Source organism: Empedobacter sp. UBA7611, from assembly GCF_002484365.1.
Classification (GTDB): Bacteria; Bacteroidota; Bacteroidia; order Flavobacteriales; family Weeksellaceae; genus Empedobacter; species Empedobacter falsenii_B.
The window spans coordinates 59,930-76,655 of record NZ_DLJR01000051.1 but is presented as its reverse complement, the minus strand read 5'-3'; the positions used below and the strand labels follow the sequence as shown (position 1 = coordinate 76,655).

13 protein-coding genes, 1 tRNA gene and 1 pseudogene are annotated in these 16,726 nt (G+C 32.7%); 9 read left to right on the top strand and 6 right to left on the bottom strand.

From position 1 onward, the window contains the following. Window positions 1-141 precede the first annotated feature (141 nt). Window positions 142-1,032, top strand: coding sequence for a 3-hydroxyacyl-CoA dehydrogenase family protein (locus B3R94_RS09180; protein WP_114997739.1), 891 nt, complete (start codon window positions 142-144; stop codon window positions 1,030-1,032). Between the two features lie 67 nt (window positions 1,033-1,099). Here the strand turns inward: B3R94_RS09180 and tpx are convergent, their stop codons facing one another. Next, on the bottom strand, window positions 1,100-1,600 hold the full coding sequence (gene tpx, locus B3R94_RS09175) for a thiol peroxidase (RefSeq protein WP_114997736.1): 501 nt from the start codon (window positions 1,598-1,600) through the stop codon (window positions 1,100-1,102). A 112-nt stretch (window positions 1,601-1,712) separates the two neighbouring features. Here tpx and B3R94_RS09170 point away from each other — a divergent pair, with 112 nt between their 5' ends. The 3 genes from B3R94_RS09170 (at window position 1,713) to B3R94_RS09160 (ending at window position 4,372) form a co-directional block, all read left to right on the top strand. Beyond that, a complete protein-coding gene (locus B3R94_RS09170; protein ID WP_115001903.1) occupies window positions 1,713-2,894 on the top strand; it encodes a pyridoxal phosphate-dependent aminotransferase in 1,182 nt (393 codons plus the stop codon). 203 nt (window positions 2,895-3,097) lie between these two features. Then, window positions 3,098-3,171 (top strand) — tRNA-Met (locus tag B3R94_RS09165). A gap of 148 nt (window positions 3,172-3,319) precedes the next feature. Next, complete coding sequence (locus B3R94_RS09160; protein ID WP_115001902.1) at window positions 3,320-4,372, top strand: NAD(P)/FAD-dependent oxidoreductase; 1,053 nt, start codon at window positions 3,320-3,322, stop codon at window positions 4,370-4,372. 61 nt (window positions 4,373-4,433) lie between these two features. Here B3R94_RS09160 and B3R94_RS09155 read toward each other — a convergent pair whose 3' ends face one another. Beyond that, on the bottom strand, window positions 4,434-5,879 hold the full coding sequence (locus B3R94_RS09155; RefSeq protein ID WP_219034880.1) for a DUF5723 family protein: 1,446 nt from the start codon (window positions 5,877-5,879) through the stop codon (window positions 4,434-4,436). Window positions 5,880-5,959: 80 nt separating this feature from the next. On the opposite strand from B3R94_RS09155, the pseudogene B3R94_RS09150 reads away from it, so the two are divergent. The 5 genes and pseudogenes from B3R94_RS09150 to B3R94_RS09130 all read left to right on the top strand — a co-directional run bounded on the left by B3R94_RS09150 (window position 5,960) and on the right by B3R94_RS09130 (window position 13,054). Beyond that, a pseudogene (locus B3R94_RS09150) lies at window positions 5,960-7,317 on the top strand (IS3 family transposase). 236 nt (window positions 7,318-7,553) lie between these two features. Next, the gene (locus B3R94_RS09145) at window positions 7,554-7,886 is read left to right on the top strand and encodes a 2Fe-2S iron-sulfur cluster-binding protein (protein WP_180905218.1); all 333 of its coding nucleotides are present in this window, start codon (window positions 7,554-7,556) and stop codon (window positions 7,884-7,886) included. A gap of 110 nt (window positions 7,887-7,996) precedes the next feature. Beyond that, on the top strand, window positions 7,997-10,834 hold the full coding sequence (gene polA, locus B3R94_RS09140; RefSeq protein ID WP_038332597.1) for a DNA polymerase I: 2,838 nt from the start codon (window positions 7,997-7,999) through the stop codon (window positions 10,832-10,834). A gap of 140 nt (window positions 10,835-10,974) precedes the next feature. Next, on the top strand, window positions 10,975-12,009 hold the full coding sequence (locus B3R94_RS09135; RefSeq protein ID WP_115001891.1) for a hypothetical protein: 1,035 nt from the start codon (window positions 10,975-10,977) through the stop codon (window positions 12,007-12,009). Window positions 12,010-12,016: 7 nt separating this feature from the next. Beyond that, window positions 12,017-13,054, top strand: a complete 1,038-nt coding sequence (locus B3R94_RS09130) for a hypothetical protein (RefSeq protein WP_125349799.1) — start codon at window positions 12,017-12,019, stop codon at window positions 13,052-13,054. A 37-nt stretch (window positions 13,055-13,091) separates the two neighbouring features. Here B3R94_RS09130 and B3R94_RS09125 read toward each other — a convergent pair whose 3' ends face one another. Genes B3R94_RS09125 through gpmI form a run of 4 tightly spaced genes read right to left on the bottom strand, consistent with a single transcriptional unit; the run spans window position 13,092 to window position 16,670 of the window. Continuing rightward, on the bottom strand, window positions 13,092-13,844 hold the full coding sequence (locus tag B3R94_RS09125) for a class I SAM-dependent methyltransferase (RefSeq protein ID WP_115001888.1): 753 nt from the start codon (window positions 13,842-13,844) through the stop codon (window positions 13,092-13,094). Between the two features lie 34 nt (window positions 13,845-13,878). Beyond that, window positions 13,879-14,688 (bottom strand): type I methionyl aminopeptidase, encoded by an 810-nt coding sequence (map, locus tag B3R94_RS09120; RefSeq protein WP_291100246.1) that lies wholly within the window; start codon window positions 14,686-14,688, stop codon window positions 13,879-13,881. Then, a complete protein-coding gene (locus B3R94_RS09115) occupies window positions 14,685-15,107 on the bottom strand; it encodes a BT0820 family HAD-type phosphatase (protein ID WP_115001885.1) in 423 nt (140 codons plus the stop codon). The genes map and B3R94_RS09115 overlap by 4 nt, the downstream gene beginning before the upstream one ends. A gap of 27 nt (window positions 15,108-15,134) precedes the next feature. After that, window positions 15,135-16,670 (bottom strand): 2,3-bisphosphoglycerate-independent phosphoglycerate mutase, encoded by a 1,536-nt coding sequence (gene gpmI / locus B3R94_RS09110; protein WP_180905212.1) that lies wholly within the window; start codon window positions 16,668-16,670, stop codon window positions 15,135-15,137. Window positions 16,671-16,726 lie beyond the last annotated feature (56 nt).

Below are 16,726 nucleotides of genomic sequence, written 5' to 3'. Positions count from 1 at the left end.
TGTCATAGAAATCAGAATGACGAAAATTTGTCAAGCTGAATTCATTTCAGCTTCTCATTCTGAAAAATCAAATTTCGCAAAACTCATTTCGAACTTCGAATCTCGAAAAAAAATAAATAATAAAAACAAACATACAAAAAGATGAAAAACATTACAGTTATTGGAGCTGGAACGATGGGGAATGGAATTGCTCACGTTTTCGCACAATCAGGATTTGCAGTGAATTTGGTTGACGTTTCTCAAGATAGTTTGGAGCGTGGATTGAAAACAATCGCTGGAAATTTGGAGCGTATGATCGCCAAAGAAAAAATTACGGAAGCTGACAAAACAGCAACTTTAAATAATATTACAACATTTACAGATACTGCGGAAGCGGTAAAAAATGCGGATTTAGTTGTAGAAGCTGCAACAGAAAATTTAGATTTGAAATTGAAAATCTTCAAACAAATTGATGAAGCTGCGCCAGCAAATGCAATTTTAGCGTCTAATACTTCTTCTATTTCGATTACAAAAATTGCGTCTGTTACAAGTCGTCCAAAACAAGTGATTGGAATGCATTTCATGAATCCAGTTCCGATGATGAAATTGGTTGAAATTATTCGTGGTTACGATACAACAGACGAAGTAACGAAAGCGATTATGGAAATGTCAGAAAAATTAGGAAAAGTTCCAGTTGAAGTGAATGATTATCCAGGTTTTATCGCCAATCGTATTTTAATGCCAATGATTAACGAAGCAATTTATTCTTTATATGAAGGAGTTGCGGGCGTGAAAGAAATTGACGAAGTAATGAAATTAGGTATGGCTCATCCAATGGGACCATTACAATTAGCAGATTTTATCGGTTTAGACGTTTGTTTATCAATCTTAGAAGTGTTGTACGATGGTTTCAAAAATCCTAAATATGCACCTTGTCCATTGTTAGTTAACATGGTAACTGCTGGTAAAAAAGGAGTAAAATCTGGAGAAGGATTCTATGATTATTCAGAATCTAAAAAAGCAGAAAAATTAGCTGCTCAGTTTGCGAAGTAGTTTATCTTACACAAAATAGTCAAAACAAAAAGCGTTACTTTTCGGGTAACGCTTTTTTTTATTTTGATTACTTAATTGCAGCTAAAGCATGTGTGTAATCTGGTTCTTGTCCAATTTCAGGAACTTGTTCTGCATAAGCAACTTCTCCATTTGGATTAATTACTACAACTGCGCGAGATAATAATCCATTTAATGGTCCATCAACCATTTTAACACCATAAGCATTTGCGAATTCTTCATTTTTGAAATCAGATAAAGTGACTACATTATCCAAACCTTCGGCAGCACAAAAACGAGATAAAGCGAAAGGTAAATCTTTCGAAATACATAACACAACTGTATTTGCAGCAGAAGAAACTTCTTTGTTAAAAGTTCGTACAGATTGCGCACAAACACCAGTGTCAACACTTGGAAAAATATTTAAAACAACATTTTTTCCAGCATAATCAGCCAATGTTTTGTCGCTTAAATCTCCTGCTGTTAAAGCAAAAATCGGCGCTTTTTCACCAATTATAGGTAAATCTCCGCCTGTATGAATAGGATTTCCTTTGAATGTAATTTCAGCCATAATTTTTTATTTTATTCTTAGATTTTTAATGATTAAAAGTAACAAAATTCTACGGAGAAAAAAGTATCTTCGCAATAATAAATTGTTACATTACAAATAACACACAAATATTATGCAACTTTCAAAGCGTTTACAGAATTTGAAACCATCTGCAACTATTGCAATGTCTGCGAAAGCAAGAGAATTAAAATCACAGGGAATCGATGTGATTAGTTTAAGTATTGGAGAACCAGATTTCAATACACCAGATTTTATCAAGGAGGCAGCTAAAAAAGCTATCGACGAAAATTATTCAGGATATCCTCCAATTGCAGGGTATGCAGATTTGAAGGAAACAATTTGTAAGAAGTTTAAACGTGATAACAATATTGAATATACAGCAAATCAAGTTGTTGTTTCTACTGGAGCAAAACAATCTATTTATAATGTTTTACAAGCAATTGTAGACGAAGGAACTGAAGTAATTATTCCAACACCTTATTGGGTTTCTTATTCAGATATCGTAGAATTATCAGGAGGAACGCCAGTTTTTGTGGAAGGAACTTTAGAAGCTGATTTCAAAATTACACCAGCACAGTTAGAAGCTGCAATTACAGATAAAACTCGTGCTATTATTTATTCATCTCCTTGTAATCCGTCAGGATCAGTTTACACAAGAGAAGAATTGAAAGGTTTGGCTGAGGTTTTAGCAAAATATCCAGATGTGATTATTATTTCGGACGAAATTTATGAGCACATTGTTTATGGAGATAAAAATGTTTCGATAGCATCTTTCCCAGAAGTTTATAATCAAACAGTAACTGTAAATGGTTTAGCAAAAGCTTTCGCAATGACAGGTTGGAGAATTGGTTTCATTGGAGCACCAGCTTGGTTAGCAAAAGCATGTGAAACGTTACAAGGACAAGTGACTTCGGGAGCAACGTCTATCGCTCAACGTGCGGCAATTACGGCTTTAGAAGCAGATCCAAGCTCAGTTCAATACATGGTTGATGCGTTTGCAGAACGTCGTGAATTGATGTTAGGTTGGGCGAAAGAAATTCCAACACTCAAAGTTAACGAACCAAAAGGAGCTTTCTATTTATTCCCAGACGTTACGGCAACTTTCGGAAATACGTACAATGGTGTTACAATTAACAATGCAGATGATTTGGCTTTATATTTATTAGAACATGCTCAAGTTGCGGTTGTTTCTGGTTCGGCTTTCGGATCTAAAAATTGTATTCGTATCTCGTATGCGGCGTCTGTAGAGGAGTTGAAAGAAGCAATGACACGTATCAAAAATGCTTTAGCATAAGTAGAAAAGCAGATAAAATATCAAAATCCTCAAGTTTTGCTTGAGGATTTTTTTGTAGATGATATTTTCTTCAAAAAAATGTGATTTTAATTTTAATGAATTTCAATTGATTAGCCTATTTAAGCGACTTTTTATTGAAAATATTTCAAAAAAGATTTGTTTTAATCGAAAATAACCTCTTATATTTGCACCACTAAAAACAAGGCGAGGTAGCTCAGATGGTTAGAGCGCAGGATTCATAACCCTGAGGTCGGCAGTTCGATTCTGCTCTTCGCTACAACTTCAAAAGACAAATTCATTATTGAATTTGTCTTTTTTATTATCAATAAATATTATTAGACTTCTGATGATAATCATCGATTAATCCTTTCAAATTCATTAAATTTGCATTCAATTTAGTAACGTTCTAAATAAAATTCAAAAAAATGATTCAAACAGATATAGTTATAATCGGAGCTGGACCAACTGGTCTTTTTGCCGTTTTCGAAGCTGGTTTATTAAAAATGAGATGTCATATTATTGATGCACTTCCTCAACCAGGAGGGCAATTGACAGAATTGTATCCAAAAAAACCAATTTTTGATATTCCTGGTTATCCTTCTGTTGGTGCAGGTGAATTGATTGATAACTTAATGGAGCAAATCAAACAATTTGAGCCAGGTTTTACATTGAACGAACAAGCTGCAACAATCGATAAGCAAGAAGACGGAACTTTTATTGTAACAACAAATAAAGGAACGCAAGTGCAAGGAAAAGCGGTTGCGATTGCAGGTGGTCTTGGATCTTTTGAGCCTCGTAAGCCAATTATCGAAAACATCGAAGCGTATGAAGAAAACGGAGTGGAGTATTTTGTAAAAAATCCTGAACTGTTCCGTGATAAAAAAATCGTAATTGCTGGTGGTGGAGATTCTGCTTTGGATTGGTCTATTTTCTTGGCTGATGTGGCTGCGGAAGTTACGTTGGTACACAGAAGAAATGAGTTCCGTGGAGCGTTAGATTCTGTTGATAAAGTAATTGAATTGAAAAAAGCTGGAAAAATTAATTTGGTTACTCCAGCTGAAATTACTGGAATCAAAGGTGAAGGAAAAGTGGAAAGTTTGGTAATTGAAAAAGAAGGTGAAACTTTTGAACTTGAAACAGATTATTTTATTCCATTGTTTGGTCTTTCTCCAAAACTAGGTCCTATTGCAAATTGGGGATTGGAGATTGAGAAAAATGCAATCAAGGTAAATAATGCGTTAGATTATCAAACAAATATCGAAGGAATTTACGCGATTGGAGACGTAAATACTTATCCAGGAAAATTGAAATTGATTTTATGTGGTTTCCATGAAGCAACGTTAATGTGTCAGTCTGTTTACAATAGAATGAATCCTGGGAAAAAATTTGTCTTGAAATACACAACTGTTTCTGGTGTTGATGGTTTCGACGGGACAAGAAAAGAAGCCGAAAAAGCGGTTGTCAAAGCTATTGACTAATTTTAACAAAATAAATAGAAATATTTTTTAAATCTTTTACGTTTTGCGTAAAAGGTTTTTTTTATTCACATTCACAAGGTTCTCTACTTCGTCTTTTGGCTTCATTGTCCCAAAAAGGATAAAATTTTAATCCAAAATAAAAGTTCGCAGAAGTTAATTTTTTCTGTTTGAAAACGATTGGAATTGCATTATCACTGCCCAAAATTAGAGGGCCAATTCTTACATAACCTCCAAACGTTACATTTTCATAATCATAGATAGAAAGTGAAGGCCCAATTCCAAATCCATCTTTTTGGATAGAATAAGAAGTTTGGAGCACATTGATACGTTTCAAACTATTCTCGAAAACTGGAATTCGTTGCATCCAATTGAAATTTAAATAATGATTTTCGATAATTTTTTTACTTAGATTAAGATGCAAACTTGTTGGTAAACCGATTGAAAAATTATTTCCAGTTTTAGATTTTGTTTCATCACCATAAACTTCTTTGCTCAAAAGTCCTAAATATTGATCAACACTTTCAAATTCAACTCCATCTAATTTTGGATTATTACGAATTTGAACTCTTTGCGAGGGATTGTAGAAATGATGGTTATCGCCTCTGAATTTTACTAATCCAACATCTAATAAATTTGCCGAAAATTTGAAATCATATAATTCATCATTCGCTCTTCTGTTCACAAAAGAAATTCCTAAATCTATTCCAACTCCATTTCCTCTATTTCGTAAAACATATTTATCTCGATCAAAATCATAATTGGTAGAATATCCTGCTTTTATATCATAATTTGACGCATAAATATTTGCATCAGGATTGTCGATTGTACTTGTTATAGTTGGTTCAGCTTCTAATTTTATCGCGTTTTTACTTTTGATATACGCGCCATCTAAACCCAAAAGATATTTAATATTTGCCCCAATAATAACTTCAGAAGTATTAGTTGTATACAAATTTGTCGCAACATTTAAGCCTAATTCAGCCCAATTCATTGCATTTGTCTTTGTAGGTTCAAACTCATAATTTTTTGGTTCTATTTCATTCTGATTACTAAAACGAAAATAATTATCTAAATCTTTAATAGAACCTTGTGTACGAAGTCGGGTGAAAATTCCAAGACGATAAGTTTGATTATTAATTTTCTTTTTAAAAGAAACGGAAGGTCCCAGAAAATCATTTTCCAAATGATAAGAAATCGTATTTCTAGTTGCGAAATCTAAAATATTAGAATGCGTTTCTCCTCTTATTCCAGCTTTTATATTTGCTGATTTTGTTTCACCTTTTATTAAACCTAATACGTTTTGATCGGATACGTAAGCGTAATCATTTCTGAATAAAATATCCTCAGAAATAATATTAATATCCCATTTATTCGGGTTAAAATATGAAGTTGTCGGAGAAAAAACACTACCGTTAATCCCGCTATATTGATCATTACTAAAAGATAAAATATTTTGTCCAAACGTAAATCCTGAACAAAAAATAACGGTTAATAAAAGTTTTTTCAAATTGTAAATCTTCAGCAAAAAGTGGACAGTTAAGACCTAAAAATTAAGTTAGTGTTTTCATTAAAACATTAACTTTAATTATGTCAAATTCTAAAAAGAAAACTCCAGAAAAATTTGTAAAAGATATTCGTAATAATACACGAAGAATTTTTACAGCTGAACAAAAGATATTAATCGTAATGGAAGCTTTACGAGCAGAGACTTCTGTTGCTGAACTATGTCGAAAATATTCGATTTCACAATCTCAATTCTATAAATGGAATAAAGAGTTTTTGGAAGCTGGTAAAAAGCGACTTTCAGGCGATATAACACGTGAAGCAACGAGCAATGATGTTTCTGATTTACGTAAAGAAAACATGCGTTTAAAGGAGATTGTAGCCGATTTAATTGTTCGCTATGATATCGTAAAAAAAACCTTGGACTCATTGGATTAATTGGTAAATTCAAGAAATATATGCGATTATCAGCAAGTGAAAAATACGAGATTATTGAAGTTGTTACACGTTCAGAAATCGGTGTTAAACGGACTTTGGATGAGTTTGGTATTTCCAGAAGTACATTTTACAAATGGTATTCTAATTATCTTGAAAATGGATTTGAAGGTTTAGAATCAAAACGTCCATCTATTCATCGAAAATGGAACAGTATTCCCGAATCTCAGAAAGATTTGATTGTAGAATTAGCCTTAGATTATCCAGAATTATCGGCTAGAGAATTAGCATTTAAAATGACGGACGAATTAGGTGTTTTTATTTCAGAATCGAGCGTTTATCGGATATTAAAGCAAAGAGATTTGATTTCTGCACCCAATCATATCTTAATTTCAGCAGCAAATGAATTCAACGACAAAACCAATTTTGTGCATGAAATGTGGCAAACAGATTTTACATATTTCAAGATTATTGGTTGGGGATGGTATTATTTGAGTACTATTTTGGACGATTACAGTCGCTATATTATTCATTGGGAGTTGTGCAGCTCGATGAAGGCTGAAGATGTAAAAAGAACCGTAAAAAAGGCAATTGAAAAGGCTCAAATTAAAACCAAACAGAGACCAAAATTATTGTCAGACAATGGACCTTGTTATGTTTCAAATGAATTAAAAGATTATTTGAAAAATACTCAAAAAATGAAACATATACGAGGAAAACCGCTTCATCCTCAAACGCAAGGAAAAATTGAACGTTATCATAGAACAATGAAAAATGTGGTAAAACTGGATCATTATTATCATCCTGAGGAACTAATTTTTGCCCTCGAACATTTTGTCGAAAATTACAACAATCGTAGATATCATGAGGCTTTGAATAATCTAACTCCTGCCGATATGTATTTCGGAAGAGCAGATAAAATATTGGAAAAAAGAGCAATTATTAAACAAAAAACAATCGCTAAAAGAAGGCAATTGTATTTTCAACAAAAAATTATAAATTTATAAAAAAAACACTCTCTTAATTTTTTAACTGAAATGTCTCATTTGTTTTGAAAACGTACAGCCATATATTTTATAATCTATTTCGTGTGAATTCATTTTTTTAATTTTACTAATTAGTCGACAAAATTCGTAATTCGTAACAGTTCTTATTTAAAATTAGTATTAAATATGAACCAATGAGGTATATTCTTTTTTTGAAAGTAAACAATCCGTATTTTTGTTTAACTTGAAAAAGTATTATGGCAGATATTAAAATTACAATTATAGATAGAGAAGGTGTTTCGCATGAAGTTGACGCGCCTACTGATATGAATATGAATATCATGGAGCTTGTGCGCGCCTACGAATTAGCACCAGAAGGAACCATTGGTATTTGTGGTGGAATGGCGATGTGTGCCTCTTGTCAATGTTATGTGTTGACTCCAGAAATTCAATTACCAGAAATGACGCCTGATGAAGATGCAATGTTAGCAGAGGCATTTAATGTGAAAGATAATTCACGTTTAGGTTGTCAGTTACATCTTTCGGATGAAATGGATGGATTGGTTGTTGAATTAGCACCAGAATATTAAATTTTAGTTTTACGTGGTACGTTATAAGTTCTACGTCACAATTTTGTTATTATCGTTTAGCGTAAAACGTTTAGCGTAAAACGTTTAGCGTAATACTTAAAACTTATTAAATGAATCAATTAGATAAAAGACTTTTTTTGTTAGATGCTTATGCCTTAATTTTTAGAGGATATTATGCATTTATCAAAAATCCACGAATCAATTCAAAAGGGTTCAATACATCGGCAATTATGGGATTTACAAATTCCTTGTTCGATGTTATTCGCCGTGAACAACCAACGCATTTAGCAGTTGTTTTTGATGTTGGTCAAGCAACAGTTCGTACGGTGGATTTTCCTGAATATAAAGCAAATCGTGATGAAACGCCAGAAGCGATTCGTCAAGGTGTTCCGTATATTCAAGATATTTTACGTGCGTTAAAAATTCCAGTGCTTTTTGCCGAAGGTTATGAAGCAGATGATGTAATTGGAACTTTGGCTCAAAAAGCTGAAAAAGCTGGTTATACAACCTATATGGTAACGCCTGATAAGGATTTTGCGCAATTGGTAACAGATAAAATCAAGATGTATCGTCCTGCTGCAAACGGAAAAGGTGTGGAGATTTGGGGAATTGAAGAAGTCAAAGAAAAATTTGAAATCGATGATCCAATTCAAGTGATAGATTATCTTGGAATGATGGGTGACGCTGTCGATAATATTCCAGGTTTACCAGGTATTGGAGCGAAAACGGCAAGCAAATATTTGAAAGAATTTGGTTCGATGGAAGGACTTTTAGCGAATACAGATAAGCTGAAAGGAAAAGCCAAAGAAAAGATTGAAGAAAATAAAGAACTTGGAATTCTTTCGAAAAAATTAGCCACAATTATTACAGATGCTCCAGTTGAATTTGATGAAGAAGATTTAACGGTTTGTCCACCAGATATTGAAAAAGTTACTGAACTTTTCACGGAGTTAGAATTCCGTAGAATGTTAGAAACGGTTTACAGAATTTATGGTTTGGATGCTTCTGGAATTATCAAAGAAGCGCAAGAAGAAATTTCTGCGGCAAGTCAGATTTCTTCAAATCAAACGCAAACGGCTCAACAATCTTTGTTTGATTTTACTTCTGATGAAGAGATTATTCCTCAAAATTCTGCGTTTACAGATATTTCAACAACGAATCATTTATATCAATTAATCGATACAAAAAAAGGTCGTGAAATTTTATTACGAAATATTCTAAAACAAAAAGAAGTGACGTTCGATACGGAAACAACTTCTTTGGACGCTTTAGAAGCTGAATTGGTTGGAATTTCATTTTCTTGGGAAAAAGGAAAAGGTTATTATGTGCCTTTTTCAGCTGATTTTGAAGAAACGAAAACAATTATCAACGAGTTTAAACCATTTTTTGAAGATGAATCAATTTCGAAAATTGGTCAAAATCTAAAATATGATATTAAAGTTTTAAACAAATATGACATTGTTGTTTTAGGTCAGAATTTTGATACGATGATTGCGCATTATTTGATTAATCCAGATATGCGTCACAATATGGATGTGTTGTCAGAAACATATTTGAGCTATCAACCAGTTTCAATCGAAAGTTTGATTGGAAAAAAAGGAAAGAATCAAAAGAATTTCCGTGATGTTCCGTTGATGGAGCAAACTGAATATGGAGTAGAAGATTCTGATATTACAAATCAATTGAAAAATCTTTTCGAACCAGAATTAATCAAAGCAAATACACACAAATTATTCACTGATCTTGAAATGCCATTGATGCAAGTTTTGGCTGATATGGAATTGGAAGGTGTTAATTTGGATGTTCCGTTCTTGAAAGAACTTTCAGTTAAACACGAAGCGAAATTAAGAGAATTGGAAGCAAAAATTCAGGAAGATGCTGGAGAAGAATTCAATCTTAACTCGCCAAAACAATTGGGAGAAATCTTATTTGATAAATTACAATTAGATCCAAAAGCGAAGAAAACCAAAACAGGTCAGTACGCAACAGGAGAAGAAATTTTATCGAAATTGAAAGATAAACATCCAATTATCAATGATATTTTAGAGTACCGTCAATTACAAAAATTAAAATCGACTTATATTGATGCGTTGCCAGAATTGGTGAATCCAAAAACTGGTCGCGTGCATACAACATACGCGCAAACGGTTGCTGCAACGGGACGTTTGTCTTCTGTCAATCCGAATTTACAAAACATTCCGATTCGTTCAGAAGAAGGTCAGCAGATTCGTAAAGCCTTTGTTGCACGAGATGAAAATCATGTGATTATTTCTGCCGATTATTCGCAAATTGAATTGCGTTTGATTGCGCAAATGTCACAAGATCCTGCAATGGTAGAGGCTTTCAAACATGGAGAAGATATTCATGCTTCTACTGCCGCAAAAGTTTTTAATGTGGCGTTGGATGAGGTGACGCGTGAACAACGTAGTCAGGCAAAAACGGTGAATTTCGGAATTATTTATGGTGTTTCGGCTTTCGGTTTGGCAGATCAAGCGAATATTTCTCGTAAAGAAGCCAAAGCATTGATTGATGCGTATTATGAAACTTACCCAACGTTGAAAGCGTATATCGAAAAACAAGTTGAGGTGGCTCGTGACCAAGGTTTTGTAGAAACGTTAATGGGACGTCGCCGTTATTTGAAAGATATCAATTCGAGAAATGCAGTAGTGCGTTCGCATGCTGAGCGAAATGCTGTAAATGCACCAATACAAGGAACTGCGGCTGATATCGTGAAAATGGCAATGATTCAAATTCAGAAAGAATTGAAGAAAAATTATAAAACCAAAATGATTTTACAAGTGCATGATGAGTTAATTTTTGATGCACCAAAAGATGAGGTTGAAAAAGTTTCTGAATTAATCAAATCGACTATGGAAGCTGCAATGCAAATGGATGTTCCGTTGATTGCAGAAGTCGGAGTAGGAGCGAATTGGTTAGAAGCTCATTAGAAAAATATTATTTACAATAATTATAAAGCGTTACTTTTTAGTAGCGTTTTTTTTTGTTAAAATATCTATAAAATATTCTGATTAACAAATTCTTAACGAGATTAAAATATATCTTTAATTCATTATTGATTTTAAATTATATGAATAAAATATTTTACTTATTTACATTGTTTACGATTTGCTTAAATGCGCAAATTGTAAATTTAAAAATATTAGATCTTTCTGATAATTTTCCATTGGACGATGCCGATGTATATTTCAAAAATTCAACAAAGAATTTTATTTCGGATATGGAAGGAAAAGCTATTGTTGATTTGAGTAATGTTTCGCAAACAGATGAATTAATCGTGTCGAAAAAAGATTACCAAGATGCAGTAATCAAAGTTTCAGATTTGAAATCAGATATGGTCGTTAAACTTGAGAAAGTATCCGAAGTTGAGTTAAAAGAAGCTTTTGTAACGAACCTGAAAACTGAAGATATTTTGAAAAAAGTTTACGATAATTATGACAAAAATTTTAAGGTTGATGAATATTATTTCTTAGTCAATTTTCAACAAAATTTATTATTTAACAATATCTATCAAGATTTTATTGATACAAATTTACAATTCAAATTCAAACGTGGTGATTTGAAAATCAAGTCGAACGGAATTGTGAATAATGAAATAAAAAGTGGTTGGCAACCAAATGCAAATATAAAATTATCAGAATATTTGAAGAGCTATTATTTGAAAGATGTTTATATTCAGTTATTTGTGAATAAACTAAATGATAAGTCTTTATTAGAAAATAATTTAACTATAACAAAATATGCTGATTCTTTTGTTTATGAAATTCACTTGAAAACGAGTTCAACTGATTATTATTTAATTATTGATAAGAAAACATTTGCAGTGATAGAATTTTCTTTAATATCTTATAATCGTGATAAAGAAGTTTCTCCCAATAATTTTTTGCGTGAAGGAAAAGTTTTTTATAAATATCGTCCTCATAAAGGGAATTGGGTTTTGAAGGAAACTTCTGCAATTTGGAATGTGACTTATGAAAAAGAAAATGAAAAAACCGATTTAGACATGAATTTTAGTATAATTGTGAATGATTATAGTTTAAAACCTTTTCCTGAATTCAACAAATCGGTGAATGAGAAAATGGACATTCGTAGAAGTTTTAAATAATCGATTTATGAAGAAGATATTTTACTTATTTACATTGTTTACGATTTGTTTAAATGCGCAAATTGTAAATCTAAAAATATTAGACCTTTCTGATAATTTACCACTTGATGATGCCGATGTATATTTCAAAAATTCAACAAAGAATTTTATTTCGGATATGGAAGGAAAAGCTATTGTTGATTTGAGTAATGTTTCGCAAACAGATGAATTAATCGTGTCGAAAAAAGATTACCAAGATGCGATCATCAACGTTTCTGATTTGAAATCTGAATTAACAATTAAACTTGAAAAAGTATCCGAAGTTGAATTAAAAGAAGCTTTTGTAACGAATTTAAAATCTGAGGATATTTTGAAAAAAGTAATTGAGAATTATGATAAAAACTTTAATACAGAACAGCATTTTTATAAAGTAAACTTTGTACTTGATGCAATAATGGATTCTGTTAATAGAGATATGATTGATGTTGATTTACAGTTCCGTTTCAAAAAAAATAATTTAAAAATACATTCAAATAATGTTGTGAATAGAAGAATTGTTGGAGAAGGAAGGCAATTAACATCATTGTATCATATGAATGAATATTTTAACCATATTTCTTTGTTGGAATTTGTCAAGAAAATGCAAGAAAGAACATCTGAAAATAAATATGACGAAAAAGTTATCATTTCTAAATATGCAGATAAGTACATGTATGAGATAGAATTGAAAAATCCAAAAGTTAATTTTGTTTGTAATTTTCTGATTGATAAAGAATCGTTTGCAATTGTAGAAAGTTTTACGAAAAGAGAAAATGAACATTCTGAGAAATTTGGATATACAATCCATAATAATGAGGTGATGTATAAATACAGACCCTATCAAAATAAATGGATTTTAAAGGAGAGTTTTAGAAATTGGAATTCAACTTTCTTGGAGAAAGATAAAAGTCAACATACAAATGACATGAAAATAAAGCTCGAAGTCAAAGATTTTAGCATACAACCATTTCCTGAATTCAACAAATCGGTGAACGAAAAAATGGATATTCGTAGAAGCTTTAAATAAAAAAAATCCAAGAAAATTATTTCTTGGATTTTATATTTTATTCAGTCTTTGGTTTGCGAACCACAGGTAAAATTTCACCTTTTTCTAAGCAATATTTTTGAACATCTTCCGACGGAATTTGTTTTGTGTAATCTACTTTTTCGACGATAAAACCTACATCTTCCAAACGTCTGTAATAATCTAAACCATAGACACGAACGTGATCGTATTGTCCAAATTTTTCTTTACGTTCTTCTTTTGTTGTAACCGTTGGATCTTCGTACGTTACATCACGTTGATACGAAATCGGAACTTGCAGAATTCCCCAACCTCCTGGTTTCATGACACGAAATAATTCGCTCATCGCTTTGTGATCGTCAGGAATATGTTCCAAAACGTGATTACAAAAAATGATATCAAATGTATCATCACCAAAAGGTAAATCGCAGATATCTGCTTTTACATCTGCCAAAGGCGATTCTATATCACTTGTGATGTATTCTAAATTCTTCATCGCACGAAAACGTTTGATAAAAGATTGCTCTGGAGCAATGTGCAAAACTTTTGCTTTTTCAGTAAAGAAAGACGTTTCATTTTTTAGGTACAACCACATCAAGCGATGTCTTTCTAATGAAAAAGTTCCGGGTGAAAGTACATTATCACGCTGTTTTTCGTAACCATAAGGCAACAAACTATAATAACCTTGTCCATCAATTGGGTCTACGAAGCGATTTCCTTTCATAAACCAAACTAAAACAGGACGAATAATATAACTACCTTGTATTAATAAAGGACGAGGTAGAATATTCATAATTTTTTTTAAAAGCTTTTTCACAAAAGTTTTCTTAAGGTTTGAATAAAAATGGTTTTTCTTCGTCAGATACGATTCCTAAAGCATCGTAAATAAACTGATAAGTTGACAATAATTTTGGTTCGCCATCTACCACACAAACATCGTGTTCGAAGTGAGCCGAATATTTATCATCGCGCGTTGTAACCGTCCAGCCATCTGGATGAAAGAAGACTTTTTCAGTTCCCATATTTACCATTGGTTCAATAGCTAACACCATTCCTTCTTCAATTTTTTTACCAGATCCACGACGTCCATAATTAGGAACTTGCGGTTCTTCGTGCATTTTACGACCTAATCCGTGTCCAACTAATTCACGAACGATTCCGTAACCTTCTTTTTCACAATATTGTTGAATTGCAAAACCGATATCACCTACGCGATTACCTTTTTTCATTTGTTCTATTCCTTTGAACATAGATTCTTTTGTAATGCGTAATAATTTTTCAGTTTCAGCATCTACTTCACCAACTGCAAATGTATAAGCGTGATCTCCGTAAAAATCATTCATATAAACACCACAATCTACCGAAACAATATCTCCTTCGTTAAGTGGTTCATCGTTTGGAATTCCATGAACAACTTGTTGATTTGGAGAAATACAAAGGTTTTTAGGGAAATCGTATATTCCTAAAAATGCGGGATACCCACCATTGTCGCGAATAAATTCGCCTCCTAATTTATCTAAATGATTGGTTGTAACACCAGGCATTACTTCTTTGGCTAACATACCCAAGGTTTTTGAAACCAATTGAGCGCTTAGGTACATTAGTTCTAATTCTTCTTTACTTTTTAAATGTATCATAATCCGAAAAATCCTCTTTTCTTTTTCTTCTCAGGAGCTTTTTGTCCGTTTGCGTGAACACTTAATTCAATCTTTTTTGTAATGATTTGATAAACGTCACTCCAACCTGGGAAACCTCCTAAATTTCTATCGTCGATAAAGATATCGGCATTTATTTTTCGACTTTGCGTATTTTTATCAAAATCCTCTCCGTCAAAACTATTGTTGATGGCATAAAACTCAATTCCATTTTTTTTACAGAATTCTACAGCCTCATCTAAGTATTTACCACTACGATAAGTCCATAAAGTAAGGCGATATCCGTCGTTTTGTAATTGTTTCAATGTTTCGAAAGCGAAGATTTTAGCTTTTCCAATTTCTGGATATTTATCATCTACCACAGTTCCATCAAAGTCAACAGCAATAATTTTATTAATCATGTTTGTAAGTATTTAAAGTTATTTAGGTTATTTTTTTTGAACAATAATGTTTCCGGTCATTTCAGTTGGAATTTCAATTCCCATCAAAGTTAAGATAGTTGGTGCAATATCTCCAAGTTTACCATGTTCAACATTCCATTCGATATTTTTCTGAGCCAAAATAAATGGAACAGGATTCGTTGTATGTTGCGTATTCGGTGATCCATCTTCGTTCATCATAAAATCTGAATTTCCGTGATCAGCCAAAATCACCACATTGTAACCATGTTCTAAAGCTGCATTTATAATTTTTTCCGCACAAGAATCTACTACTTCAGCAGCTTTTATTGCCGCAGACATAACACCTGTATGTCCAACCATATCTGTATTAGCGAAGTTAAGACAAATGAAATCCGCTGATTCTTTTTCGATTTCTGGTACAATTGCATTTGTAATATCATATGCTGCCATTTCTGGTTTCAAATCGTAAGTCGCAACATCTCTTGGCGAAGCACATAAAATACGAGATTCACCAACGAAAGGTTCTTCGCGACCACCATTGAAAAAGAAAGTTACGTGTGGATATTTTTCAGTTTCAGCAATACGAATTTGCTTACGACCAACATTCGCAATAACTTCTCCTAACGTATTTACAATATTTTTCTCGTCAAAAATTACCGCAACTCCAGTATATGTAGCATCATATTCTGTGAGAGTGATATATTTTAGATTTAATTTATGCATTCCAAATTCTGGAAAATCATGTTGCGTTAAAACTTCTGTGATTTCACGTCCACGATCAGTTCTAAAATTGAAACAAATCACTACATCATCATTCTCGATTTTAGCTTTTGGCTGATCATTTTCATCCGTTACAATAATCGGTTTGATGAATTCATCTGTCACGCCTTCATTATAAGATGCACGAATTGCTTCTAATGGATTTGTTGTTGTTTCACCAACTGCATTTACCATTGCATCGTATGCTAATTTCACGCGTTCCCAACGTTTATCACGATCCATTGCATAATAACGACCAGTAATCGAAGCGATTTCTCCTGTTGATTTTGTCATGTGGTTCATCAATTCTGTGATAAATCCTTCGCCAGATTTTGGATCGGTATCACGACCATCTGTGAAAGCATGTACAAAAACATTTTGTTGTAAACCTGATTGATTTGCTGCATCTAACAAACCTTTCAAATGATTGATATGTGAGTGTACACCACCATCAGAAACTAAACCGATGAAATGTACTTTTTTGTTATTCTCTAAAGCATATTGAAAAGCATCTTTTAAGATAGGTTCGTTTTGTAACGTTCCGTTTTCAGCCGCCATATTGATTCGAACTAAGTTTTGGAAAACTACGCGTCCAGCACCCAAGTTCATATGTCCAACTTCCGAATTACCCATTTGTCCTTCTGGTAAACCAACGGCTAAACCAAACGTATCCAACGTAGAATGTGGAAATTTCTCGAAACAGCTATCTATAAAAGGTGTATTTGCTTGCGCGATTGCAGAAACAGCAGGGTTTGGTCCAATTCCCCATCCGTCCAAAATCATTAATATTGCTTTATTGTTCATTTTTCTTGTAATAATTAAGCCCAAAGATAAGCATTCCTTGGGCTGAAAGTTTATTT